Here is a 23906-nt window from a genome sequence, read left to right as displayed (position 1 = left end):
AACACAAATAATATTAATATGAAAAAACGAATCTACATTCTTGTCCTTATAGCTGCATTTATCTGCACTATGTGCAATACATCAAAAAAAGAAGATGTTGTTGCAACAGAAAAAACTGCCGCACCTGAAAAAGAAAATCATCATTCGGCAATGACAGCTTCTGATAGTTTAAAACTAGTAAATCATCAAATTGAAATAAAAGGAGAAGTTGAATTTCCATTACAATTAAATATCGATTCTTTACAAAAAATGAAAGTGACAACAATTTCAAATTTCAAAATAACGGGTCAAAATGGCGAGATCAAAAAAGAGGATAAAACCAGCAAAGGCGTTTTATTAAAAGATATTTTGGAAAAATCAAAAATCATACAAAAAGACCATAAAGATCGTAACTTCTATATTGTTGCCAGAGCTTCAGATGGTTATAAAGCTACTTTTTCATGGGCAGAAATTTTCAATAATCCAACAGGAGAAAATACATATGTTCTTTTTGAAGAAAACGGAAAACCAATTAAAAACGGCGAGATGGTTTTAATTTGTAAAAACGATATTAAAACAGGTCCGCGACATGTTTATTGGCTAAAAAGCATCGAAGTTTATAGGGTAAAATAGGTTCTGAGTTGCTAAGATTCTAAGTCTCTAAGATTTTGAATTTCACTGCAAAGTGTGCTAAAATTTAATGTGTAATATTAGAAAAAATACAAAGTTCGTAAAGCTATATATAAATCAAGCTTTGCGAATTTTGTGTGATTATATAAGACCAGGTATTAAAAAAACTTAGCGTACTTTGCGGTTAAATAAACTTTACATTAAATCCTGAATTGTATCTTTATGGTACTAAAGTTAAAACTTTGGTCGTTATTAACTTCAAATAAAGAAATTCTTTATTATTTTTACCACATAATTTAAGCAAACTATGAGTTCTAACTTTGATAAATTTCAAAAGCGCAGGTTAATTTCCTCTTATTTTTCGGTTGTACTAAGTGTATTTCTTGTTTTATTCCTTTTAGGAGTACTGGGATTATTCATTATCAATTCTAAAAAACTGGCAAATGATTTTAAAGAAAAAATCGCGATGACGGTTTTCTTTAAAAATGAAGCTAATGACAGTGTGATAAAAGCATTTGATACACAATTAAAAAGAGCTCCTTTCGCCAGATCTTATGTGTATGTTACAAAAGAGAAAGCAGCAAAAGAGCATACTGATATTATTGGAGAAGATTTCCTGACCTTTTTAGGAGAAAATCCTTTATTGAATTCTTACGATATTCACTTAAAAGCTGATTATGTAGAAAGAGACAGTATTTTGCAAATCGAAAGCAATTTGCGTAAAAACACCATGATCGAAGACATTGTTTACGACAAACAATTGGTAAACCTGGTAAATGACAATATCAAGAAAGTTAGTATGTGGATCTTAATTATTAGCGGATTCCTTGCTGTAATTGCTGTATTATTAATCAATAGTTCATTGCGTTTATCAATACATTCAAACCGTTTCATCATTAAAACCATGCAAATGGTTGGCGCAACAAAATCGTTTATTCGTAAACCTTTTGTGATGCGAAGTGTAAAATTAGGAATGTTAGGTGCCGGATTAGCAATTATTGCTTTGATCGCTCTTTTACTTTATGTAGAAAACAATTTCCCGGGATTAGGTATTATGGAAGATCAGGTTTTAATAGGACTTGTATTGCTAGCTGTTTTCGGATTAGGTGTTCTAATTACATGGGTAAGCACGCATTTTGCAACACAGCGTTTCCTGAATTTAAGAACAGACGATCTTTATTAAAAAAGTATTCAGTCTCAGTTTTTAGTTTACAGTAAAAAGATAATTCATATAAATAGAGGTTGCGATTGCTTCGCTCCTCGCAATGACAAGATGAAAAATAACAACAATACAGAACCACAACAGCCCCAAAAACAAGAATTCCTTTTTGATGGTATTAACTACAAAATCCTATTAATTGGAATTGGCGTTATTGCATTAGGCTTTATCTTAATGTCTGGCGGAGGAAGTAATGATCCGAAGATTTTTAATGAAGATGTTTTTAATTTTAGACGTATACGTTTAGCACCAACAACTGTTTTAATTGGATTTGGAATCACGATTTATTCTATTTTCAAAAAATCTAAATAAATTTCTTAGACTGCTTAGACAACTTAGATCTTTAGATTATTAGATTAATCTCTTTAAAAAGTCTGACATCTAAGAAGTCTAATACTCTAACAATCTAAATTTAATGAATACATTACAAGCTATTGTTCTTGCCATAATTGAAGGAATTACAGAATTTTTGCCTGTTTCTTCAACTGGGCACATGATTATTGCCTCTTCTTTTTTTGGAATTGCCCACGAAGATTTCACTAAACTTTTCACCATTGTTATTCAGCTTGGCGCTATACTTTCTGTAGTGGTTTTATACTTCAAACGTTTCTTTCAGACACTTGATTTTTATTTTAAACTTTTGGTTGCGTTTATTCCGGCCGTAGTTTTAGGATTATTATTAAGCGATTTTATTGATGGATTATTAGAAAATCCGGTTACTGTCGCGGTTTCACTTTTAATAGGAGGATTAATTTTATTGAAAGTCGATGAATGGTTTAATAAACCAAACGCTGCCGAAACTTCACAAGAAATCACGTATTTGCAAGCTTTTAAAATTGGAATGTTTCAATGTTTGGCCATGATTCCGGGAGTTTCACGAAGCGGAGCCAGTATCGTTGGAGGTATGTCTCAAAAATTATCCAGAACAACAGCTGCAGAATTCTCATTCTTTTTAGCCGTACCAACCATGTTGGGTGCAACAGCAAAAAAATGTTATGATTATTATAAAGCCGGATTCGAATTATCTCACGACCAAGTAAATTTATTAGTTATTGGTAATGTTGTGGCTTTTATTGTAGCACTTTTGGCTATAAAAACCTTCATTGGATTTTTGACTAAAAATGGTTTTAAAGTTTTTGGTTATTACCGAATAATTGCCGGGATCGTTTTATTATTGATCCACTTTTTCATTCATCCCCTTACCATTATATAAATGACGCCTGAAGATTATTTAAACGGACAACTTTTATTGATAGACAAACCTTTAAAATGGAGTTCGTTTCAAGCTGTCAATAAATTAAAATACCTTTTGATCAATAAAGTCGGACTTCCTAAAAAGTTCAAAATTGGTCATGCCGGAACTTTAGATCCTTTGGCAACTGGTTTATTATTAATTTGTACCGGAAAATTCACTAAACGAATTACAGAGTTACAAGGTCAGGCAAAAGAGTATACCGGAACTTTTTATATTGGAGCCACTACTCCATCGTATGATTTAGAAACAGAAATCGATGAAGCATTCCCTACATCACATATTGATGAAGCTTTGATTCACGAAACAGTCAAACAATTTCTAGGTGAAATTGATCAAAAACCGCCTATTTTCTCAGCGATTAAAAAAGATGGTGTTCGTTTATACGAACATGCCCGCGCAGGAGAAACAATAGAAATTGCAAGCAGAAAAACTACTATCCACGAGTTTGAGATTACACGAATTGCATTGCCTGAAGTAGATTTTAGAATTGTTTGCAGCAAAGGAACTTATATCAGATCTATAGCTTACGATTTTGGAAAAGCAATGAATTCAGGATCGCATTTAACAGTTTTGCGCAGAACAAAAATTGGTGATTACGATGTGAAAAATGCTATTGATGTTACTTTATTTGAAGAAAGTCTTAAGTAGAAAGAATACGAAAAGCACATTACAAAAAAATTAAGTAATGTGCCTACTCCAAAATATTTCTATTTCATAACTTTCTTTTTTGCGGTTAATAATGAGGGATATTTTTCCCTTCAAACAATAACTTCGAAACAAAATCGTAAAATCTTTCAAATAACTTTTTCATAATAGTGTATTTTTTAATTGTTAAACATTAAATAGACACCAATAAAAAGAGTAAATCAGAAAATAAATAATAGAAGTGGGATTCAGTCACCAAGATACAAAATATTTTAATTCAAAAAAACATTTTAATGATTTTTTAAACTATAGAATATTTATTTTCAACACATTACCAATCCAAAACCTATTTTAACATTATTTTCATGTAGAAATTACAAGCGATTATATGCAATATTATCTATTATTTGCATGAGTTCTTCCTGAACTGAATTTCCTTTATCAGCCAGATACCATAATTGCAGATCAGTTTTTATTTTTTCATCAAGTACACCAAATTCCTTTTTATATTCTGCTAATAATTCTGTTGCACCTTTTGGTCTTGGTCCCCAATCAGCACGAACAATTCCCGCTTCTTTACAAATTACAATAACTTTTGGTATTGCTTTTCCGCCATTTGTCAGGTATTGATCCATTAATTCAGCATTTTCATCCCGTAAAACAATTCTGAGATCTATTTTTTTATGTGATGCCAAAGCCATTTTATTGATAACAGGAAGAATTTGAGCCGCATCACCACACCAGCCTTCAGATAATACCAGCCAGATATATCTATTCTCTAAATGATCAAGTTTTGAAAGGATTTTTTCAGAAATCGTAATCGTTTTATCCAATCGATTCATTCTGGCGTCATTCAATTTACTATAATTTGTCAGACTTTCAGACTGTTCGTTTCCGGTTGATTTTTCTTCTACTAATAAGTCTGCGACTAGTTTCCGATATTCAGGATACGAATGACTATTAAATAAAGCTTTGGCTATGGTGTTTTTCATATTGGTTTATTTTTTTGAATTGTATAAAAATACAAATTTCAGCAAGACTCAAAGTATGACTTTTATCACATTCAAAAAATTTCTGAAAAATCCTTATAAATTTAAAAATAAAAGAACAATTAATTTTTTTAAAACATTATTTTTAAAAATGAGAATATGTCTATATTTGCACAAATTAACGCAACGACACATGAAATATAAAAGGATTCTTCTAAAACTAAGCGGTGAAGCCTTGATGGGTGATTTACAATACGGAATTGACCCTAAAAGATTAGCCGAATATGCTGAAGAAATTAAGCAAATTCACAGTAAAGGAGTAGAAATTGCTATTGTTATTGGAGGAGGAAATATTTTTAGAGGCGTTGCAGGTGCAAGTGCCGGTATGGATAGAGTACAAGGCGACTATATGGGAATGCTTGCTACAGTTATCAACGGAATGGCATTACAGGGTGCTCTTGAAGACAAAGGAATGAAAACCCGTTTGCAAACTGCCTTAAAAATGGAATCTATTGCAGAACCTTATATTAAAAGAAGAGCAGATCGCCACCTTGAAAAAGGAAGAATTGTAATTTTTGGGGCCGGAACCGGAAATCCTTATTTTACAACTGATACTGCTGCGGTTTTAAGAGGTATTGAAATCAATGCAGATGTGATATTAAAAGGAACCCGTGTTGATGGTGTTTATGATTCTGATCCTGAAAAAAATGCATCAGCAGTAAAATTTGATATGATTTCGTTTGATGATGTCCTTAAAAAAGGATTAAACGTGATGGATACAACAGCTTTTACATTAAGTCAGGAAAATAAATTACCAATCGTTGTTTTTGATATGAACAAAATTGGAAATTTATTAAAAATCTGTGAAGGCGAAAACATAGGAACAGTAGTAAATATATAGTCATCAGTAACAGTTTACAGTCGCAATTGCCGACCTGAACTGAAAACTGAGAATGAAAACTGAAAACTTAAAAATAATGACTGAAGAAATAGAATTTATATTAGATAGTACAGAAGAATCAATGAATGGTTCGATTGCGCATTTAGAGAAAGAATTTCTTAACATTCGTGCAGGAAAAGCTTCTCCGGCAATGCTTGGAAGCGTTTTTGTAGATTATTACGGATCAGCAACACCACTTTCGCAAGTGTCTAAAATTAGTGTTCCTGATGCAAGAACAATCACGTTGCAGCCTTTCGAAAAAAACATGTTACAAGTTATCGAAAAAGCAATTATGGTGGCCAATATTGGTTTTAACCCAATGAATAATGGTGACGTTATCATTATCAGTGTTCCGCCATTGACAGAAGAGCGTCGTAGAGATTTAGCGAAACAAGCAAAATCTGAAGCCGAAGATGCAAAAATTGGTGTTCGAAATGTGCGTAAAGATGCCAACACAGATATCAAAAAATTAGAAAAAGAAGGAACTTCTGAGGACATTTGTAAATCTGCCGAAGAACAAGTTCAGAATTTGACAAATACTTACATCAAAAAAATAGATGAATTATTGGTTGCTAAAGAAGCCGAAATCATGAAAGTGTAATATTAATCATCACAAAATAAAAATCCGTTTAGTTAAATTGTTACTGGACGGATTTTTTTATTCTTATTTTTGCATACCAAAATCACATTCTATTCGTTTTTGAAACTATAACATTCTGTATGAGGCTATTTTGTTTATTGACTTTGTTTTTCACGCTTACTATTCAAGCCCAATTTCAAATAAACGGAATTGTAACGGATTCCAGCAACAAATCACTTCCTTTTGCGACTATAACCACTTCTGACAACATCAATACAATTACTGATGTTGATGGAAAATTTATTTTTACGGTTTCTACAAATACAACCCATTTTTCGGTTTCGTATATTGGTTTTCAAACCAAAACTGTTAACATTACAGATAAAAAATATTACTCGGTTTCACTTTCTCAAAAAACAGACGATTTAAAAGAAGTTATTATTTCTAATGAGAATCCTGCTTTAACCCTTATAAAGAAAGTAATAGCGAATAAAAACAAAAACAATCCACAAAAAAAACTTAGTAGTTTTGAGTATAAAAGTTACAATAAACTTATAGTAACTGCCAATCCGGATTCTATAGACGGCAGAATTGATTCTACAGCAGCTTATAAAGACCTGAAGAAAAACCGTATCAATATAGATTCGTCTGATTATAAGTTTAAAGAGATCATTAGCAAACAGCATTTATTTCAAACCGAAAAAGTTTCACAATATCAATTTGGCAATAACAAGCTAAAAGAGACTATTCTTGGAACAAAAATGGCTGGTTTTAAGCAGCCTATTTATGAAGTAATTGCGTTTAACTTACAATCTATATCTATTTACGATCCTAAATATGAGCTTTTCGAAACTAAATATGAAAACCCAATTTCGAACAGCGCCCCGGCAAGTTATAACTATAAAATACTGGATACCGTAAATATAAAGGGACGCGAAACTTATGTAGTTTACTTTAAAAACAAACAAAAAAGAAAAGCTTCAGGTTTAGAAGGTGTCTTGTATATTGATCAGGAAAATTTTGCTGTGGCCAAAGCTGTAATGCGTATAAAAGGCGTTCTGGATATTAGCGGTATTCATGAATTTGAATATGTACCAAGCGAAAAAATATGGTTTCAGAGCAATACAACTTTTAAAATCGTAAAAGGAAAAAGCGATGACGACATTAAGATTCTAGGCGGAACAATTCAGTTTGACGGAGATGTAGAAGACAACTTTGAAACGCGAAAAAAATCAGCCTCTGATTTTACTTATTTACTTTCAGAAAGCAACAACTTCGACATTCATTACAATACAAATCCTCCAATAAAAAACCCGGCGCTTTATATTGAAATTAAAGACGATGCAAACAAAAAACCGGAAGAATTCTGGGATGAATACCGAAAAGAAAGTTTAGACCTGAAAAGCCAGAAAACATATCAATTGATAGACAGCCTTTCGATCAAGAAAAGAATTGAAAATCGTTTAGGATTTGGACGAAAAATAATCAATGGTTATGTACCTATCGGACCTATTGATCTCGATCTGAAAAAAATCATCAGTTACAATAATTATGAAGGTTTTCGTCTTGGCCTTGGCGGAATCACAAATGATCGTTTTTCTAAAAACTTCAGAATCGAAGGATATTCGGCTTACGGAACAAAAGACGGTGAAGTTAAATACAGTTTAGGAACCGGGGTTTTACTGGACAAAAGTACAAACACCTGGGTAAACGGATATTATACAGATGATGTTCGGGAAATTGCGAGTACCGTTTTTGCAGTAGACAAACGAGTTTTTAAAATCTATGATCCGCGGCCAATCAACATTAGTACTTTCTATAAATATACTGCATGGAAAGCCAATGTTCAGTCTAAAATCATTCCAAAAACCGAAGCTGTTTTTGAATTGGCAAGAACAAATGTCGAACCTCAATTTGATTATCTTTTTAATTACGACGGAAAATTATATTCCAGTTACGTCATGACAACGGCAATGATTTCGATTGTCTGGGCTCCGTTTAGCAACTTCATGCAAACGCCAACCGGAAGAAACGAATCTGAAAAAAGATTTCCAAGATTTACTTTTCAATACACGCAATCTTTACCTGATGTTTTAGGAAATGATTTTACTTTTGGCAAAATAGATTTCAAAACCGAGTATGAAAAAAATTACCTGAACGGTCAAAAAACAAGTTTGCTTTTGCAAGGAGGTTATGCAATTGGCGACGTTCCGCTTACGCATTTATATAACACAATGCCCAACAACCTTACTAAAGAAACGGTTATTCAACGTATTACTTTTGCCGGCCGAAACAGCTTTGAAACCATGTATTTTAATGAGTTCTTCTCGAGTCAATATGTCTTTTTCCAAATCAAGCATGGTTTTGACCGAATCAGAATCCTTAAAAAAGTTCGTCCTTCGTTAGTATTAGTTACCAGAATGGCGTGGGGAAATATGGAAAATCCGGAACAACATGTAGGACCTGAATACAAAACTTTAGACAAAGGTTACTTTGAATCCGGAATCGAATTAAACAAAATCTACAAAGGTTTTGGTCTTGGAGGTTTCTACAGATATGGTCCAAATCAATTATTAAAATTTGAAGACAATATTGCCGTTAAGATTTCGTATGTTTTGGATTTGGGACTTTAGGTTTTAAATTTCAATATTTTAAGTTTAATTAGAATTTTCAGGAGCTATTTCCTGCTATCCGCTTGTATCTTTTTCTTGCTAAAGGAGCAAGAAAAAGGATACCGCTTCTATCAGGGCTAGGACACCCGTTTTCACAATAAAAAATATAAACCCCAATTATCCGTGTAGTTTGTCATCTCGACGTGAGGAGAGATCACATTCGAAACTCCACACAGAATATCGCCAATCTTTGTCGATATACTTGTGTGATCTCTCCTCACGTCGACATGACATAAATGAGAATAACAAAACATAAAAAAATCCGCCTAAATCCGTGTTTTCGCATAAGCGAATCCGTGTCATCCGCGTGCCATCTCGCAATCAAAATCCTCAAAAAAGCCAAAACAAAAAAATCCCAAACCCCAATCATAAAAATTGGAATTTGGAATTTAAAAATATTATAATTTAAAACCCTCTTACGGTTTCAAAATCAAAACCGAAGGTGTATTATTCAACCATGTGCTTTGAGATTCTATTAGTTTTTTCCAACTGTCTAAACTAATAATCATCAGGTTCTGACTTTCCAAAAATTCTTTTTTGATGGTTCTGTCGTGCATAATCATAATATGATTGGGTGCAATTTGCTCAATCGAACGAATCGTTTCCTGAATATCTCTGGTATTTTTTACTTCACCACTTGCATCCAGAACTGTAATTTGTGATCCGTTATTATTGATTAATTTCTTTGCATATTCAATCAGGAAAGAATCTTCTTTAGTAAAAATAGGCATAAAAACCTGGTTTACATCTTCTAACTCTTTATCGATAAAAATACCTACCGGCATTTTACTCTTTAAAATAATATGACGCGTTCTTTCATCAAAAGGAGAATTTTCGAACAAACCTTCTTTTCCTGTAAACTTATCGATCAAACGATCCGGATTTACGATTCGGGTCGTGAAACCAAGAATCTTCCCTAGTAAAGTTCCATCAAAAATAGACTGACCTAAACCAACTAATAATAAATCATATTCACCTTGATTGGCGGTGTCTATAATATCAGTATCGATATCATTGGTTACTTTAAAAACGCTCACCATATTTTGGTTCAAACGTTCTGATTCTTCAATTACCGGAACCAGCATTTTTCGTTCGTGATCTTTTACATCAAACGAATGTATCTCTGTACTTAATGACAAATGCATTGCTGTTACAATCGAATTATCGCCTTGTTTTTTAACTAAACTGTTAGCAATTTTCAATAATTTCTTTCCTCTTTCCGGAGTTCCAAACGAAAGCAGAATCTTGTATTTACTTTTATTTCCAATTTCCTGAGGAACGGCTGTCACTTTATCTTTAAAAATAAATCCTATAAAATCTAACGCCGGACCGGTCATAAAAGTCGTCACCAAAGCCATAATTACCATCATGGTGAAAATTTCTGTAGAAAGAACTCCAAGATCATAACCAATATTTAAAACCACCAATTCCATCAAACCACGTGTATTCATTAAGGCTCCAATAGCTAAACTGTCTTTCCAGTTTTGTCCCACAAACTTCGCGGCCAAAGCACTACCAAGAAATTTCCCGGCAACGGCAACGGCAATAATTACTCCCGTAACTTTCCATAAATACGGATCATTCAATAACCCTATTTGTGTACGCAAACCTGTAAATACAAAGAATAATGGTAATAAAACGATGATGGCAACGTCTTCTACTTTTTCAATAAAAATATTTCTGAATTTATTATTTTCCGGCATTATTGCTCCTGCTAAGAAAGCACCAAACAAAGCGTGGATTCCAATTAATTCAGCCGCATAAGCAGAAAATAAAAGTGTAAGGAAGAAAATCGCAACAACAGGTTTGTTTAAACTTTCCCGAGTTGAGTTTAAATCTCCAACACGTTTTAAAAACGGACGAACTATTTTTAGCATAATTATTACATACAAAATAGCCAAACCAATTACATATAATGCACTTGTAAATGAACCCGCTTTTACAATTGCAATTACAACAGCCAGAATACACCAAGCTGTGATATCATCTGCAGCTGCACAAGTTATGGCAATCGTACCCAGTTTTGTTTTTTGCATGCCTCGCTCCTGCACGATTCTGGCCAATACCGGAAATGCAGTGATACTCATGGCGATTCCCATAAATAATCCAAACGATGCAAATTCAACTCCAACGGGAGCAAAAGTGTGGTAAATAAAATAAGCTAACGTCAGACCCAGGGCAAAAGGGATAACAATACTTGCATGACTTATAACTACAGCGTCATGCGCTTTATTTTTTAATACTTTCAGATCTAATTCCATCCCAATTACAAACATGAAAAGTATCAAGCCTATCTGACTTAAGAATTGTAAATTACCTAAAGATTCTTTTGGAAACAATGCCGCTGAGAATTCAGGAAAATACATTCCGACCAAAGATGGTCCTAAAACGATACCTGCAATCATTTCTCCAATTACAGACGGTTGCCCTATTTTTCTAAAAACCCATCCAAACAAACGGGCTACTAAAATAATAGTAACGATCTGAGCCAGTAAAATCGCCAGAGGATGTTTTAAATTTTCGATCATCGAATTTAAAAAATCATTCCAGTGATTGCTTACTATTTGCTTGTGTACGATTCCGCGCCCTACTTCGAGTGCAGCACCTTTTGAAATTACCCAATATATCAGAGCTGTAAAACCGCCAATAACAGTAACGTAAAATAAGGAGTTCTTTATGTTATTCATAACTCATTTTTTTGATTTTAATGGTGCAAATATCAGAACTGAGAATTAAGTGAAAAAGTAAATTTTAACCTAATTTTAAATGTATGTAACAAGTCCGAAAAACTTTGTAATAAGTTCTGTTTTTCTCAAAAATTGCTGTCATTCTGAGCGAAGTCGAAGGCTTGACAACTGTGAATGGGCTTCGACTCCGCTCAGCCTGACATGTGTAGTATAATCTAGATTTTTACCTTTTTCAAAAAGTCTGAACGGTAGGTTTCGCTTAATATCATCGTACTGTTTTTATCATTTTTTTCTAAATGATGCAAGACAATTTCGTTATGATTAAAAAATTTAATGGCTTTTACCGCAACAATTTCCTTTTTGTTTACACGGCAAAAATCAGCATCGGGTAATTCGTGCAGCAACGTATCGAATTTTACATTTTTCAGGTTCAGGAAACTTCCGTCTGTAAGCAAAACTGTTTTATCACGACTGTCGCTCACTGCGGTTTTGATGTATACAATTTGATTAAAATACAACAGCGTTTTTCCTTTGTCAGTATTAAGCTGAATAAACTTTTTAGCTGCATCCGGTTTATGAAAACGTTCATACGCTTTTGTGATTGCTTTTTGCAAACGTTCGAGTTTTACCGGTTTTGTAATATAATCTACCGCATCAATATTAAAAGCATCGGCAGCATAATCTTTATAGGCGGTACAAAAAATTACTAATTTATTGTCCAGCATTTCTGCCAGATGCAAACCATCAATTCCGGGCATTTCGATATCTGATATTAACAAATCAAAATCGAGATTTGGAATATCAGCAAGGAGTTTCTCCGGATTATTATACGTTTTTACAATTTCGACTTCGTGAATTTGTTCGCAAAGCATTTTCAGGTACGTCAATCCCGGTAACTCATCGTCCAGAAGCAAGCATTTCAGTTTTGTATTCAAGTAAATCTATTTTAAGATGAGCTATGTAAATATCGTTTTCTACAAACTTATCGAGTTTGAAGTTGTTTTTATAAATAATGCGCAATCGGTGTTCTAAAGTCGCATGACCAAAACCGCTTCGTTCTTTTTTTAATACTTTTTTATCTGATATCTTATTCGAAACCGTCATAAAAAAAGCATTATCCCTAAACTCAAAAACAACCGAGATAAAGGCATCGGCACTTTGCAAATCAGCGTGTTTAAAGGCATTTTCGATTAAATCAATAGAAATTAACGGCGCGAGTAAAGGCTGATCGTATAATTTGTCTTCTTTGTTGATATTGGTTTTTATCTTCAACTCAAAAAGCGGACTGATCTTGATTTTATTTATTTCGATTAAATTCAAAGCAAAATCAATTTCTTCTTTTGCCGTCACGAATTTCTTTTTGCTTTCGTATAAAATATAATCCAGAACATTGGCCAGTTTATCTAATGCAAAATAAGTTTGATACGCGTGCGACTGAATAGAGTTTAGAATATTCTTAAACAAATGCGGATTCAGTTTTGATTCTAACGTTTCTAACTGCAAATCGTTAACTTTCATTTCGAGTGCATAAAAGCTTTTCTCGGCATCGTCTTTTGCTTTTTTAAATTGCATCAATTGATACATTAAAAAACAAATAATAATGATAAGCAATAAAAGTATCGCCAGAAATATAAAAGTAATAGTGTTGTTTTCTTGCATTGTTTATGTAAAATTAAAAGTTTTTTTCGCCCACGGATTTTACGGATTAAACTGGTTGTCACAGATTTTCTTTTTTTATACTATTTCAACAAATAAAATTACCCGCTTAAATCTGTACGCTGTTTTTTTTGCCACAGATTAAAATGATTAAAAAGATTTTTTCTAATAATTTACTACAAACTAATCTGTGAGAATCTGTGCAATCTGTGGCATACTTTTTAAACGCACCGCTAAAAAAAATCCGCGTAAACCTGTTCAATCCGTAAAACCCGTGGGCCAATTCTTAGTGACTAGAAACAAACTTTAACCCAATAATCGAAGCAATTAAAGTTGAAAGAAAAAATATTCTCCAGAAAGTTGCCGGTTCTTTAAAAACTAAAATTCCAACTAAAACAGTTCCAACGGCTCCAATTCCTGTCCAAACGGCATAAGCAGTTCCTATTGGTAAAACTTGCGTGGCTTTATATAATAATAACATACTGATCGAAAGACAGATAAAAAATCCAACCATCCAATAGGTCGAAATCATTCCGGTAGTTTCTTTGGCTTTGCCTAAGCAAGATGCAAACCCTACTTCAAAAAGTCCAGCTATGATTAATAAAATCCAATTCATTTTAATCTCATTTTTAAATTACGTACAAATATGAGAAAAGCTGACCATTAAAACACAAAAAGAGAGAAATATATCACAAACAACAAGTGCGCAATTTGTGTTAACATTAAGTAAAATACAATCGATTATTTATGATTTTGAGCACTTTTCACTACATTTGCATCCATTTTAAAGATTTTATGAAAAACGCTGTACAAGTTGGATTCTGGGAAAAACTAGCCCGAATCATACTTAAAAACCGAATAGTAATACTAGTAATCCTATCTGCTTTAACGATTTTCCTTGGTTATCAATGGAAAAACCTTTCTATGACTTATACTGAGGCAAACTTGCTTCCTAAAGATCATATCGTAAATAAGCAATACCAACAGTTTCTTGATAAGTTTGGTGAGGAAGGAAATTTAGTTGTAATTGGGTTTCAGGATCCGAAATTTTTTACGCCTAAAAATTATGCCGCCTGGAATGAATTAATGACAGGTTTAAAAAATTCTAAAGAAGTAGATTTGGTTGTTTCTTTGAATGATTTAAAGAAATTAGACAAAGATACTGTTAACGAAAAATTTGTTCTGACTCCGTTTATTGATCAAAAGAAAGCACTAGATCCGGAATATTTAAAAAAGATTCAATATGATTTGTTTCACAATTTACCTTTTTACGAGGGATTATTGTTCAACAAACAAAGCGGTAGTATTCGTTCAGCGATTTACATTAATAAAAAACTGGTAAATACACCTGAAAGAAAAACTTTTATCCTTGAAAATCTGGTTCCCAAAATCGATAAATTCGAAAAAACTACGGGAGTTGATTTAAAGGTTTCCGGAATGCCATACATCAGAACTATTAATGCTGATAATATGAAAGGCGAAATCGGACTCTTTATTGGCGCTGCTTTGTTTACGGTTTCCCTGATTTTCTTTTTCTTTTTCCGTTCATTCAGAGCAACTTTTATCTCGATTTGTATTTTGGTTATTGGTGTAATCTGGTCTTTTGGGACACTTGGATTATTTCATTATAAAATCACGATTCTAACAGCCATTATTCCGCCATTAATTATCGTTATCGGAATCACGAATTGTATTTTCCTGATCAATAAATACCAGCAGGAAATTAAATTGCACAACAATCAGGCAAAGGCTTTGCAGCGTATTATTTCGAAAATTGGAGTTTCGACTTTAATGACGAATTTAACTACGGCGATAGGTTTTGCAACGTTTATGATTACCGGAAACGATTTGCTTTTTGAGTTTGGTCTGGTGACTTCTATCAATGTAATTTCTGTTTATTTATTGACTCTTTTAATTGTGCCAATTGTGTACAGTTTTATGTCGGTTCCTGGAGAAAAACATTTGTACCATTTGACTAAAACATATATTTCGACTTTATTGGATTTTGTTGAAAATGTGGTAAAAAACAAACGAAAAGTCATTTATACGATTTACGGTTTACTTTTGGTTTTTAGTGTAATTGGAGTTTCGCAAATGAAAGTTTCCGGAAGTTTGATTGGTGAAATGCCTAAAAGCGCTTCATTTTATAAAGACATTTTATTTTACGAAAAAGAATTCAACGGCGTTATGCCACTCGAAATAATGATTAATACCAAACATAAAAAAGGTGTTATGAAATTATCGACGATGAAAAAAATGGATGAATTGCAAAATACGATTGCAGAACTTCCTGAATTATCGAAACCGGTTTCTATAGTGAATTTGGTTAAATATTCGAAACAGGCTTTCTATAACGGAAATCCGGAATATTACCAATTACCGACTTCTCAGGAACAAACTTTTATTTTGTCGTATGCAAAAAATGCCACAAAAAATAGTAAAGACAATTTAATGAAATCATACGTAGATTCGACTGGACAATACGCCCGAATCACGACTTTCATGAAAGATATTGGAACGCAGGAAATGGCAAGAGTAGAGAAAAAATTACGCTCTAAAATTGCTGAAATCTTCCCTGAAGATCGTTACGAAGTAACATTAACCGGAAAAGCATTGGTTTTCCAGAAAGGAACATCTTATCTGGTTGACAACTTAATCGAATCATTAATTTTTGCGATTTTAGTAATTGCTGGATTAATGTTGTACTTATTCAGATCATTCAAAATGGTAATGGCGTCTGTAATTACGAATGTTTTACCACTTTGTATTACGTCCGGATTAATGGGTTATTTCGGGATTCCGTTAAAACCTTCAACTATTTTGGTATTTAGTATTGCGTTTGGTATTTCGGTAGATAATGCGATTCAGTTTATGGCTAAATACAAACATGATTTGATTCAAAGTAACGGAAAAGTAAAGAAATCTGTTTTCAGCGCTTTGAGAGAAACAGGAATCAGTACTTTTTATACTTCGGTAGTTTTGATTTTAGGTTTTGCGACTTTCACACTTTCAAGCTTTAGCGGAACAATCGCACTTGGTGGATTAATTTCTTGTACTTTGGCTTTTGCAATGTTTGCTAATTTATTGGTTTTACCTGCTTTGGTTTTGACTTTTGAAAAGAAGAAAGCGAAGAAAGAGGATTTGGAGAATTTGGAGGGGTAAAAGTTTTTTGCCACGAATTTCACGAATTAGCGCGAATTCTTTTTATTAAACGCTAAGTCTTTGCGAGGAACGAAGCAATCTCATTTGCACGATCCAGTTTTGTATCTTATTATAGTGAGATTGCTTCGTTCCTCGCAATGACAAAAATGCCTTATAAAAACTAAAACCCTAGCCCCGATAGTCCCGAAACTTCGGGAGCATCCTTTTTATTGCTCCTTTAGCAATAAAAAGATATAGCGGATAGCGGGAAACAGCTTCTAATTTTAATTATTATCGTTTATATTTGCAGTTATTACACAACAAATAATTTAATTTCAATATTATATATAAAATGAAACACACAAAAGTTAAAGACTTATTAAACAGTACGACGACGCTTCAGGAGGTTAATGCAAAAGGATGGGTGAGAACTTTTAGAAATAATCAGTTCATCGCTCTTAATGACGGTTCTACCATTAATAATATACAATGTGTTGTTGATTTTGAAAATACGCCTGATGAAACTTTAAAAAGAATCACTACTGGTGCTGCGATTTCTGTAATTGGTACTTTGATCGAAAGTAAAGGTGCTGGTCAGAAATATGAAATTCAGGTGAACAAATTGGAAATCTTAGGAGATTCTGATGCAGAAAAATTCCCGATACAGCCAAAAAACAAACCTAGTTTAGATTTCTTACGTGAAAATGCACATTTACGTGTTCGTACGAATATGTTTGGTGCGATTATGCGTGTACGTTCGGTATTATCGTTTGCGGTTCACAACTATTTTCAACAAAAAGGTTTTGTGTATGTAAATACGCCAATTATTACTGGTTCTGATGCTGAAGGTGCTGGAGAAATGTTTAAAGTTACTGCTTTACCTTTTGACAACACACCAAGAACTGAAGACGGAAAAGTAAATTATAAAGAAGATTTCTTCGAAAAAGAAACCAACTTAACAGTTTCTGGACAATTAGAAGGTGAAACGTATGCAATGGCTTTGGGTCAGATTTATACTTTTGGACCAACTTTTAGAGCAGAAAATTCAAATACTTCTCGTCACCTGGCAGAATTTTGGATGATCGAGCCAGAAGTTGCTTTCAATAATCTTGATGACAACATGGATTTGGCTGAAGATTTTATTCAGTACGTAATTAAATATGCTTTAGACAATTGTCAGGATGATTTGAAGTTTTTAGAAGGAAGACTTTTAGACGAAGAAAAATCAAAACCTCAGGCAGAAAGAAGTGAAATGGCTTTGTTAGAGAAATTGAACTTTGTATTAGAGAACAACTTTAAGCGTGTTTCTTATACTGAAGCAATTGACATTTTGAGAGATTCTACTCCAAACAAAAAGAAAAAATTTCAATATATCATCAACGAATGGGGAGCTGATTTACAATCAGAACACGAGCGTTATTTGGTTGAAAAACACTTTAAATGTCCGGTAATCTTGTTTGATTACCCAGCAAATATTAAAGCGTTTTACATGCGTTTGAACGACAACACGGAACCAGGAAGAGAAACGGTTCGTGCAATGGATATCCTCTTCCCTGGAATTGGAGAAATCGTTGGTGGTTCTGAAAGAGAAGAGCGTTACGATGTTTTGGTTGAAAAAATGAAAGCTTTAGAAATCGACGAAGAAGAATTATCATGGTATTTAGATACCAGAAGATTTGGATCAGCAACTCACGCAGGTTTCGGACTTGGATTTGAGCGTTTGGTATTGTTTGTTACAGGAATGACAAACATTAGAGACGTAATTCCTTTCCCGAGAACTCCTGGAAATGCAGAATTCTAATCAATTTAGTTTAAAAAGTTTCAGGTTTCAAGTTTCAAGTTATTGGAATGCGAACTAAAATAATAATATTTGTTTCAGGTTTCAGGTTTCAAGTTGCGGCAAGTTCAGCAACCTGAAACCTGAAACTTGAAACTTTTAATAAAAATAAATGCTAAAGCAATTTTTAAATTTAAAATTATCCCAAAAATTATCTCCTCAGCAAATTCAGCTGATGAAGTTAATTCAATTGCCTACGCAAGCTTTTGAGCAACGTTTATTAGAAGAAATGAACGAGAATCCGGCTCTTGAAGCTGGAAAAGAAGATGAATACGAAGCAGATGAATTCGCGAATGAAGAATACGACGATTACGACGATGCAGAATCTGACAGAATCGAAGCGGACGACATTAATATCGATGAATACTTAAGCGACGATGATACTCCTGATTATAAAACTCAGGTGAATAATTATAGCGAAGACGAAGAAAGAGAAACTCCTTTTGCTTCTCCGATCAGTTTTCACCAGGATTTAATCAATCAGTTGAATACTTTTATTTTAAATGATGAAGAACGCGAAATAGCGGAATTCCTTGTTGGAAGTATTGATGACATGGGTTACATCCGCAGGAGCGTTCCGGATATTGTAGATGATATGGCTTTTACTCAGGGTATTTATACAGATGAGAAAATGGTCGAAAAAATGCTGCATGTAATTCACGAATTAGAACCTTCTGGAGTTGGAGCACGTGATTTGCAGGAATGCTTATTATTGCAATTGAAGCACAAAACGCCAACTGAATATGTTGATTTAGCAATTGATATTATCGAAAATCAGTTTGATGCTTTTACCAAAAAACATTACGATAAGCTGCTTCAAAAATATGCGGTTTCAAACGAACAGCTTAAAAAAGCGATTCACGAAATCGAAAGATTAAACCCAAAACCGGGCGGATCATTTACAGGAAACAATAAAGTGACTGAAAACGTGGTTCCTGATTTTGCGATTAGAATTATAGATGGCGAACTTGAACTGACCTTAAACGGAAGAAATGCTCCGTCTTTGCACGTTTCTAAGGATTATCAGGAAATGATGCAAACCTACAAGGATTCTCGCGATAAATCATCAGCACAAAAAGATGCCGTTCAGTTTATCAAACAAAAACTGGATTCGGCAAAATGGTTTATTGATGCGATCAGACAACGTCAGGAAACGCTTTTTGTAACCATGAATGCGATTATGCATTATCAGGAAGAATTCTTTTTAGATGGTGATGAAACCAAACTAAAACCAATGATCTTAAAAGACATTGCAGACATGGTTGGTTTAGATATTTCGACTATTTCGCGTGTTGCCAACAGCAAATATGTTGAAACGCCATACGGAACAAAACTAATTAAGGAATTTTTCTCTGAAGCCATGAAAAATGATCAGGGAGAAGATGTTTCGACTTTAGAAATCAAAAAGATTCTTAAAAATACAATTGAAGAAGAAGATAAAAAGAAACCTTTACCAGACGATCAATTAGCTGATATCCTTAAAGAAAAAGGCTACCCAATTGCTCGTAGAACTATCGCAAAATACCGTGAACAACTTGATATTCCGGTTGCCAGAATGAGAAAGAAGATCTAATTCTTTTTTAAACCATAAAAGCAATATAAGTTCATTTAAATACCAAGCCTAACAGGTTTTAAAAACCTGTTAGGCTTTTTTATGCGCGACAGTCGTTTTCAGAAACAACAAACCCGACAGGTTTTAAAAACCTGTCGGGTTTCATTTTACATTATCATTACCATATTAAACCGGACTAAAGTCCATCTCTACAAAATGGTTCGAGCCGAAGGCTCTCTGTAGTTCCAAAGGAACCAATTATATTGTAGAGCTGGACTTTAGTCCAGTTTAAATTAGGAATGTTATTAATTTAAAACAGAAAACCCAACAAATCAAAATCTGTTGGGTTTCTTTATATTCAAACATCAGGTTATTTATACTGATCCGGCAATATATTTATCTTAAACAAAAAGACTTTTTTCTTATCATAATAATTATAAATCAGCACATAATCACTGTCTCTAAAAACCTGAAGCCCGGGATTTGCTTTAGCGGTGCTTAACAGGCTTTTTTCGATTTCTTCTTTTATTACATTAATTTCTGCAGTTTCTTTTGCTACATTCAACAATGTCAAATTATACTGAACAACTCTCTCGTCAGGTAAACTCACGCTGTCTAAACGAATGCCTTCCTGAATTGTAAGCGGGCAATTTTTATTGTATTTCTCAACTAATTGGGTTATTTCGCTATTTACTTCATTTGCGTTTTTAGAAAGATAAAACTGAAATAAGACAACTAAAACTAAGGCGATTCCAATTACAATTAATAGTAAAATATTTTGTTTCCTTTTACTCTGTTTTTCTTCCATATGTTTACTAAAACTTAATTGAATATTACTTTTCCTGACTTTTTTTCATTGCATTATAATATGCCGCACGACTTAATGGTTCATATTCTTCGGTTTCACCAAGCATCACTAATTTATCGTTATCTGTTTTACGGAAACTATAGTTGGCCAGATTTCCTGTTCTCGTACAAACGGCATGAACTTTAGTTACATATTCGGCAGTTGCCATAAGTGCGGGCATTGGCCCGAAAGGATTTCCTTTAAAGTCCATATCAAGCCCTGCAACTATCACACGAATTCCCTGATTGGCAAGATCATTACAAACTGTAACAATCTCATCATCAAAAAACTGTGCTTCATCAATCCCGATAACGTCACAGCCTTGTGCTAAAATAGCAATGTTTGCTGCAGCAGGAACCGGAGTTGAGCGAATTTCGTTCGAATCATGAGAAACTACCATTTCGTCATGATAACGGGTATCAATAGCGGGTTTAAAAATTTCGACTCTTTGTTTGGCAAATTGGGCACGTTTTAATCTGCGGATTAATTCCTCGGTTTTACCCGAAAACATTGATCCACAAATAACTTCAATCCAACCAAATTGTTCTTTGTGATTTACTGTATTTTCGAGAAACATTTTGTATTTTTCTACCTTTAAAAATGAATAGTTTTTATTACTTTGTACTGGTAATAAATCGACGTGAAAAATTGCTGTTTTTACACTTTTTCAAAAGTAGAAAATTTTTATCAAATCGAAGATTCGCAAACGCTTATTAACAGAAATAAAAAAATATCTCTCAGATTTCTACCCGTAATAAAGACATTCAAATACAAAATATACTAAAATACCCTATTCACTATAATTTCAACAGTCATGAAAAAAAAATTGGAAGCCGATTTAATCAGTATTGCACATCGAATTTTAAAGCTTAAAAATAAATCCGATATCAATCAATTATATCTTGAAACGCAGAAATTATATGAAAAATTAGCGGTTTTAAAATTTGTCGATGAAAATTTCGATGCTTTAAAACCCACTATTGGTCACAGCGAGATTAACACTGAAATTGAATCTATCTTTGATAAAGAAGAAACAATACCAGCAGAAGTTAAAACCGAAGAACCAGTTGCAGCTGAAGAAACTCCGATTGAAACTATAGCTGAACCAGAAGTTGCAGCAGAAATTAAAACGGAAGAAGTTGCAGCAGAAATTGTTGCAGAAGTTCCTGAAGAAGTAATTCCGGAACCAATTGTTGAAACTATTCCTGAACCAGTTGCTGAAATTATAGAAGAGCCAGTTGTTGAAAAAATCGAAGAACCAATTTTTGAAACAAAAAAAGAAGAAATACAAACTCCTGATGAAACTTCGTTTAGAACATTCAGTGATCTTAAGCCAATTCCTGATTTTAAACCTGCTTTTGAATTAGATCAGACTGAGGAGAAACAACCGGAAAAAGAAGAACCAAAAGCGGAAACTCCATCAAAACCAGAACCTATTACGATTTCATTTGAGGATTTTGGAATTAATTATGCCGACGCGCAGTTTGTAAAAGTAGATAGTTTTGAAAACGTTACTCCTACTCCAACTCCTGTAACCAATGAATACAAAGAGAAAAAAGAAATTATAGAAACGGTTGTTATAGAAAAACCAGCCGAACCTAAAAATGTAACTCTAAACGAAAAACTGGCAAAAGGTTTCCATATTGATTTGAATGACCGAATTGCTTTTACAAAAAACCTTTTCGGAAATAGTTCTGAAGATTACAGTCGCGTTTTAAACCAACTATTGACTTTTGACAGTTATACAGAAGCTCAGGATTTTATAGAGAATATGGTAAAACCGGATTATAATAACTGGGAAGGAAAAGACGATTACGCAGAACGTTTTCTGGGAATTGTAGAGAAAAAATTCTCGTAACTTTCATATCTCACATTTTACATTTCACATAAAAAATTATGTCTAAATTATATATCGTTCCAACGCCAATTGGCAATCTTGAAGACATGACTTTTCGTGCCATCAGGATTCTGAAAGAAGTTGATTTAATCTTGGCGGAAGATACCAGAACTAGTGGTAAATTGCTGAAGCATTTTGAAATTGGCACGCACATGCACAGCCATCATATGCACAACGAGCACAAAACAACCGAAAACTTAATTGCGCGTTTGAAAGCTGGTGAAACTATTGCTTTAATTTCGGATGCTGGAACTCCCGCAATCTCAGATCCGGGTTTTTTATTAACACGCGCTTGTGTCGAAAATAAAATCGAAGTCGAATGTTTACCCGGAGCAACTGCTTTTGTACCTGCTTTAGTAAACAGCGGATTACCAAACGATAAATTTATTTTTGAAGGTTTTTTGCCTGATAAAAAAGGACGTCAAACTCGATTTTTGGCTTTAGCTGAAGAAACCAGAACGATGATTTTATACGTTTCTCCACACAAACTCGTTAAGACTTTAGCGGAGTTTATACAGTATTTTGGAGAAGACAGACAAGTTTGCGTTTCGCGTGAATTATCAAAATTACACGAAGAAAACGTACGCGGAACTGCAAGAGAAGTTTTAACCCATTTTGAAAAAACAGCGCCACGAGGTGAAATTGTCGTAGTCGTTGCCGGAAAAACAATAATAAAAGAACCTAAGAAAAGTAAGTTTTCTAAGGACGAAGAAGAATAAATAATTATTTCAGCCACAGATTAAAAAGATTAACACAGATTAAAAATAAGTTTGCCACGAATTTCACTAATTTCCACTAATTAAATTCGTGCTAATTCGTGAAATTCGTGGCAAAAAATCCTTTTTAATCCTTTTAATCTGTGGCAAAAAAAAATAAATTAATCATGAGCATACAAGCATTTTTAGAAAAAGTAAAACAAACTCCAAACGAAATAACATTTCCGGAAACTATTGCAGTAATTGAAGAAAATTACAATTTTACGCCCACAGCTTTCCAAAACGGCACACAACACAATGCAGCCGGAGAAAACTCTGGTTCTTGTAAATTATTTTCTTTCGCAAAATTGCAAAATCTAAGCAAAGAAGAAACTTTAGCTTGTTTTGGAGCCTTCTATTTTGAAGAAGTTTTAGGAGATCCAAACGGAACAAATCATCAAAACATTAGAAACTTCATCAACTTAGGTTGGGACGGAATTAAATTTGAAGGAAGTGCTTTAGAAGCAAAATAATTTTAGATTTTAGATTACCTAGAATCTGCTTTATCCTACATCTGAATTCTAAAAACCTTTGTCAAAGTTTTAAACTTTTAGAAAGATAAAGCCGAATACTTTTGCCAAAGATTAGAAGATTAATACAGATTAAGAATCCTTTTAAAATCATT

At 33.4% G+C, this 23906-nt stretch carries 21 protein-coding genes; 14 read left to right on the top strand and 7 right to left on the bottom strand.

Annotation, left to right across the window (positions count from 1 at the left end; all coding sequences use genetic code 11):
• The first annotated feature begins 18 nt into the window (after nucleotides 1–18).
• From BXU01_RS07675 to truB, 5 genes are all read left to right on the top strand, one after another.
• Nucleotides 19–612 (top strand): molybdopterin-dependent oxidoreductase, encoded by a 594-nt coding sequence (locus tag BXU01_RS07675; protein WP_255373720.1) that lies wholly within the window; start codon nucleotides 19–21, stop codon nucleotides 610–612.
• A gap of 304 nt (nucleotides 613–916) precedes the next feature.
• Nucleotides 917–1792, top strand: a complete 876-nt coding sequence (locus BXU01_RS07670; RefSeq protein ID WP_055093757.1) for an ABC transporter permease — start codon at nucleotides 917–919, stop codon at nucleotides 1790–1792.
• A gap of 90 nt (nucleotides 1793–1882) precedes the next feature.
• Nucleotides 1883–2140, top strand: a complete 258-nt coding sequence (locus BXU01_RS07665) for a DUF3098 domain-containing protein (RefSeq protein ID WP_083692621.1) — start codon at nucleotides 1883–1885, stop codon at nucleotides 2138–2140.
• Between the two features lie 103 nt (nucleotides 2141–2243).
• Nucleotides 2244–3041: an undecaprenyl-diphosphate phosphatase gene (locus BXU01_RS07660; protein ID WP_083692620.1), complete on the top strand. Its 798-nt coding sequence runs from the start codon at nucleotides 2244–2246 to the stop codon at nucleotides 3039–3041.
• On the top strand, nucleotides 3042–3731 hold the full coding sequence (gene truB, locus BXU01_RS07655; RefSeq protein WP_083692619.1) for a tRNA pseudouridine(55) synthase TruB: 690 nt from the start codon (nucleotides 3042–3044) through the stop codon (nucleotides 3729–3731).
• 371 nt (nucleotides 3732–4102) lie between these two features.
• Here the strand turns inward: truB and BXU01_RS07650 are convergent, their stop codons facing one another.
• Nucleotides 4103–4720 carry a thioredoxin family protein gene (locus BXU01_RS07650; RefSeq protein WP_083692618.1) on the bottom strand — a complete coding sequence of 206 codons (618 nt, stop codon included), beginning with the start codon at nucleotides 4718–4720 and terminating at the stop codon, nucleotides 4103–4105.
• Between the two features lie 190 nt (nucleotides 4721–4910).
• On the opposite strand from BXU01_RS07650, the gene pyrH reads away from it, so the two are divergent.
• From pyrH to BXU01_RS07635, 3 genes are all read left to right on the top strand, one after another.
• A complete protein-coding gene (gene pyrH, locus BXU01_RS07645; RefSeq protein WP_055094499.1) occupies nucleotides 4911–5618 on the top strand; it encodes a UMP kinase in 708 nt (235 codons plus the stop codon).
• 76 nt (nucleotides 5619–5694) lie between these two features.
• Nucleotides 5695–6258, top strand: coding sequence for a ribosome recycling factor (frr, locus tag BXU01_RS07640; RefSeq protein ID WP_083692720.1), 564 nt, complete (start codon nucleotides 5695–5697; stop codon nucleotides 6256–6258).
• Between the two features lie 119 nt (nucleotides 6259–6377).
• Complete coding sequence (locus BXU01_RS07635; protein WP_083692617.1) at nucleotides 6378–8870, top strand: DUF5686 family protein; 2493 nt, start codon at nucleotides 6378–6380, stop codon at nucleotides 8868–8870.
• Nucleotides 8871–9325: 455 nt separating this feature from the next.
• Here the strand turns inward: BXU01_RS07635 and BXU01_RS07630 are convergent, their stop codons facing one another.
• The 4 genes from BXU01_RS07630 to BXU01_RS07615 all read right to left on the bottom strand — a co-directional run bounded on the left by BXU01_RS07630 (nucleotide 9326) and on the right by BXU01_RS07615 (nucleotide 13868).
• Nucleotides 9326–11596, bottom strand: a complete 2271-nt coding sequence (locus BXU01_RS07630) for a cation:proton antiporter (RefSeq protein ID WP_083692616.1) — start codon at nucleotides 11594–11596, stop codon at nucleotides 9326–9328.
• A 215-nt stretch (nucleotides 11597–11811) separates the two neighbouring features.
• Complete coding sequence (locus BXU01_RS07625) at nucleotides 11812–12531, bottom strand: LytTR family DNA-binding domain-containing protein (protein WP_083692615.1); 720 nt, start codon at nucleotides 12529–12531, stop codon at nucleotides 11812–11814.
• A complete protein-coding gene (locus tag BXU01_RS07620; protein WP_083692614.1) occupies nucleotides 12494–13255 on the bottom strand; it encodes a sensor histidine kinase in 762 nt (253 codons plus the stop codon). The genes BXU01_RS07625 and BXU01_RS07620 overlap by 38 nt, the downstream gene beginning before the upstream one ends.
• Nucleotides 13256–13538: 283 nt before the next feature.
• A complete protein-coding gene (locus BXU01_RS07615; protein WP_056248709.1) occupies nucleotides 13539–13868 on the bottom strand; it encodes a multidrug efflux SMR transporter in 330 nt (109 codons plus the stop codon).
• Nucleotides 13869–14047: 179 nt separating this feature from the next.
• On the opposite strand from BXU01_RS07615, the gene BXU01_RS07610 reads away from it, so the two are divergent.
• From BXU01_RS07610 to rpoN, 3 genes are all read left to right on the top strand, one after another.
• Nucleotides 14048–16414: an RND family transporter gene (locus BXU01_RS07610; RefSeq protein ID WP_083692613.1), complete on the top strand. Its 2367-nt coding sequence runs from the start codon at nucleotides 14048–14050 to the stop codon at nucleotides 16412–16414.
• Between the two features lie 331 nt (nucleotides 16415–16745).
• Complete coding sequence (asnS, locus tag BXU01_RS07605; protein WP_083692612.1) at nucleotides 16746–18194, top strand: asparagine--tRNA ligase; 1449 nt, start codon at nucleotides 16746–16748, stop codon at nucleotides 18192–18194.
• 148 nt (nucleotides 18195–18342) lie between these two features.
• Nucleotides 18343–19803 carry an RNA polymerase factor sigma-54 gene (gene rpoN / locus BXU01_RS07600; protein WP_083692611.1) on the top strand — a complete coding sequence of 487 codons (1461 nt, stop codon included), beginning with the start codon at nucleotides 18343–18345 and terminating at the stop codon, nucleotides 19801–19803.
• A gap of 349 nt (nucleotides 19804–20152) precedes the next feature.
• Here the strand turns inward: rpoN and BXU01_RS07595 are convergent, their stop codons facing one another.
• Both BXU01_RS07595 and BXU01_RS07590 read right to left on the bottom strand, forming a co-directional pair.
• Nucleotides 20153–20590 (bottom strand): hypothetical protein, encoded by a 438-nt coding sequence (locus tag BXU01_RS07595; protein ID WP_083692610.1) that lies wholly within the window; start codon nucleotides 20588–20590, stop codon nucleotides 20153–20155.
• A 25-nt stretch (nucleotides 20591–20615) separates the two neighbouring features.
• Nucleotides 20616–21206 (bottom strand): thymidine kinase, encoded by a 591-nt coding sequence (locus BXU01_RS07590; RefSeq protein ID WP_056248698.1) that lies wholly within the window; start codon nucleotides 21204–21206, stop codon nucleotides 20616–20618.
• A gap of 237 nt (nucleotides 21207–21443) precedes the next feature.
• On the opposite strand from BXU01_RS07590, the gene BXU01_RS07585 reads away from it, so the two are divergent.
• From BXU01_RS07585 to BXU01_RS07575, 3 genes are all read left to right on the top strand, one after another.
• Nucleotides 21444–22487 carry a hypothetical protein gene (locus BXU01_RS07585; RefSeq protein ID WP_083692609.1) on the top strand — a complete coding sequence of 348 codons (1044 nt, stop codon included), beginning with the start codon at nucleotides 21444–21446 and terminating at the stop codon, nucleotides 22485–22487.
• A gap of 38 nt (nucleotides 22488–22525) precedes the next feature.
• Nucleotides 22526–23245, top strand: a complete 720-nt coding sequence (gene rsmI / locus BXU01_RS07580; RefSeq protein WP_083692608.1) for a 16S rRNA (cytidine(1402)-2'-O)-methyltransferase — start codon at nucleotides 22526–22528, stop codon at nucleotides 23243–23245.
• Between the two features lie 164 nt (nucleotides 23246–23409).
• A complete protein-coding gene (locus BXU01_RS07575; protein ID WP_083692719.1) occupies nucleotides 23410–23754 on the top strand; it encodes a HopJ type III effector protein in 345 nt (114 codons plus the stop codon).
• Nucleotides 23755–23906 lie beyond the last annotated feature (152 nt).

Origin of the sequence: [Flexibacter] sp. ATCC 35103 (assembly GCF_001975985.1) — a bacterium.
Taxonomy (GTDB): Bacteria; Bacteroidota; Bacteroidia; order Flavobacteriales; family Flavobacteriaceae; genus Flavobacterium.
The sequence above is the reverse complement of the archived record's forward strand: the minus strand, read 5'-3'. Positions and strand labels throughout refer to the sequence as shown.

What these genes read in the sequence shown, in the direction of transcription:
- BXU01_RS07675 (WP_255373720.1), top strand. Translation starts at nt 19, where the DNA reads ATGAAAAAACGAATCTACATTCTTGTCCTTATAGCTGCATTTATCTGC.
- BXU01_RS07670 (WP_055093757.1), top strand. Translation starts at nt 917, where the DNA reads ATGAGTTCTAACTTTGATAAATTTCAAAAGCGCAGGTTAATTTCCTCT.
- BXU01_RS07665 (WP_083692621.1), top strand. Translation starts at nt 1,883, where the DNA reads ATGAAAAATAACAACAATACAGAACCACAACAGCCCCAAAAACAAGAA.
- BXU01_RS07660 (WP_083692620.1), top strand. Translation starts at nt 2,244, where the DNA reads ATGAATACATTACAAGCTATTGTTCTTGCCATAATTGAAGGAATTACA.
- truB (WP_083692619.1), top strand. Translation starts at nt 3,042, where the DNA reads ATGACGCCTGAAGATTATTTAAACGGACAACTTTTATTGATAGACAAA.
- BXU01_RS07650 (WP_083692618.1), bottom strand. Translation starts at nt 4,720, where the DNA reads ATGAAAAACACCATAGCCAAAGCTTTATTTAATAGTCATTCGTATCCT.
- pyrH (WP_055094499.1), top strand. Translation starts at nt 4,911, where the DNA reads ATGAAATATAAAAGGATTCTTCTAAAACTAAGCGGTGAAGCCTTGATG.
- frr (WP_083692720.1), top strand. Translation starts at nt 5,695, where the DNA reads ATGACTGAAGAAATAGAATTTATATTAGATAGTACAGAAGAATCAATG.
- BXU01_RS07635 (WP_083692617.1), top strand. Translation starts at nt 6,378, where the DNA reads ATGAGGCTATTTTGTTTATTGACTTTGTTTTTCACGCTTACTATTCAA.
- BXU01_RS07630 (WP_083692616.1), bottom strand. Translation starts at nt 11,596, where the DNA reads ATGAATAACATAAAGAACTCCTTATTTTACGTTACTGTTATTGGCGGT.
- BXU01_RS07620 (WP_083692614.1), bottom strand. Translation starts at nt 13,255, where the DNA reads ATGCAAGAAAACAACACTATTACTTTTATATTTCTGGCGATACTTTTA.
- BXU01_RS07615 (WP_056248709.1), bottom strand. Translation starts at nt 13,868, where the DNA reads ATGAATTGGATTTTATTAATCATAGCTGGACTTTTTGAAGTAGGGTTT.
- BXU01_RS07610 (WP_083692613.1), top strand. Translation starts at nt 14,048, where the DNA reads ATGAAAAACGCTGTACAAGTTGGATTCTGGGAAAAACTAGCCCGAATC.
- asnS (WP_083692612.1), top strand. Translation starts at nt 16,746, where the DNA reads ATGAAACACACAAAAGTTAAAGACTTATTAAACAGTACGACGACGCTT.
- rpoN (WP_083692611.1), top strand. Translation starts at nt 18,343, where the DNA reads ATGCTAAAGCAATTTTTAAATTTAAAATTATCCCAAAAATTATCTCCT.
- BXU01_RS07595 (WP_083692610.1), bottom strand. Translation starts at nt 20,590, where the DNA reads ATGGAAGAAAAACAGAGTAAAAGGAAACAAAATATTTTACTATTAATT.
- BXU01_RS07590 (WP_056248698.1), bottom strand. Translation starts at nt 21,206, where the DNA reads ATGTTTCTCGAAAATACAGTAAATCACAAAGAACAATTTGGTTGGATT.
- BXU01_RS07585 (WP_083692609.1), top strand. Translation starts at nt 21,444, where the DNA reads ATGAAAAAAAAATTGGAAGCCGATTTAATCAGTATTGCACATCGAATT.
- rsmI (WP_083692608.1), top strand. Translation starts at nt 22,526, where the DNA reads ATGTCTAAATTATATATCGTTCCAACGCCAATTGGCAATCTTGAAGAC.
- BXU01_RS07575 (WP_083692719.1), top strand. Translation starts at nt 23,410, where the DNA reads ATGAGCATACAAGCATTTTTAGAAAAAGTAAAACAAACTCCAAACGAA.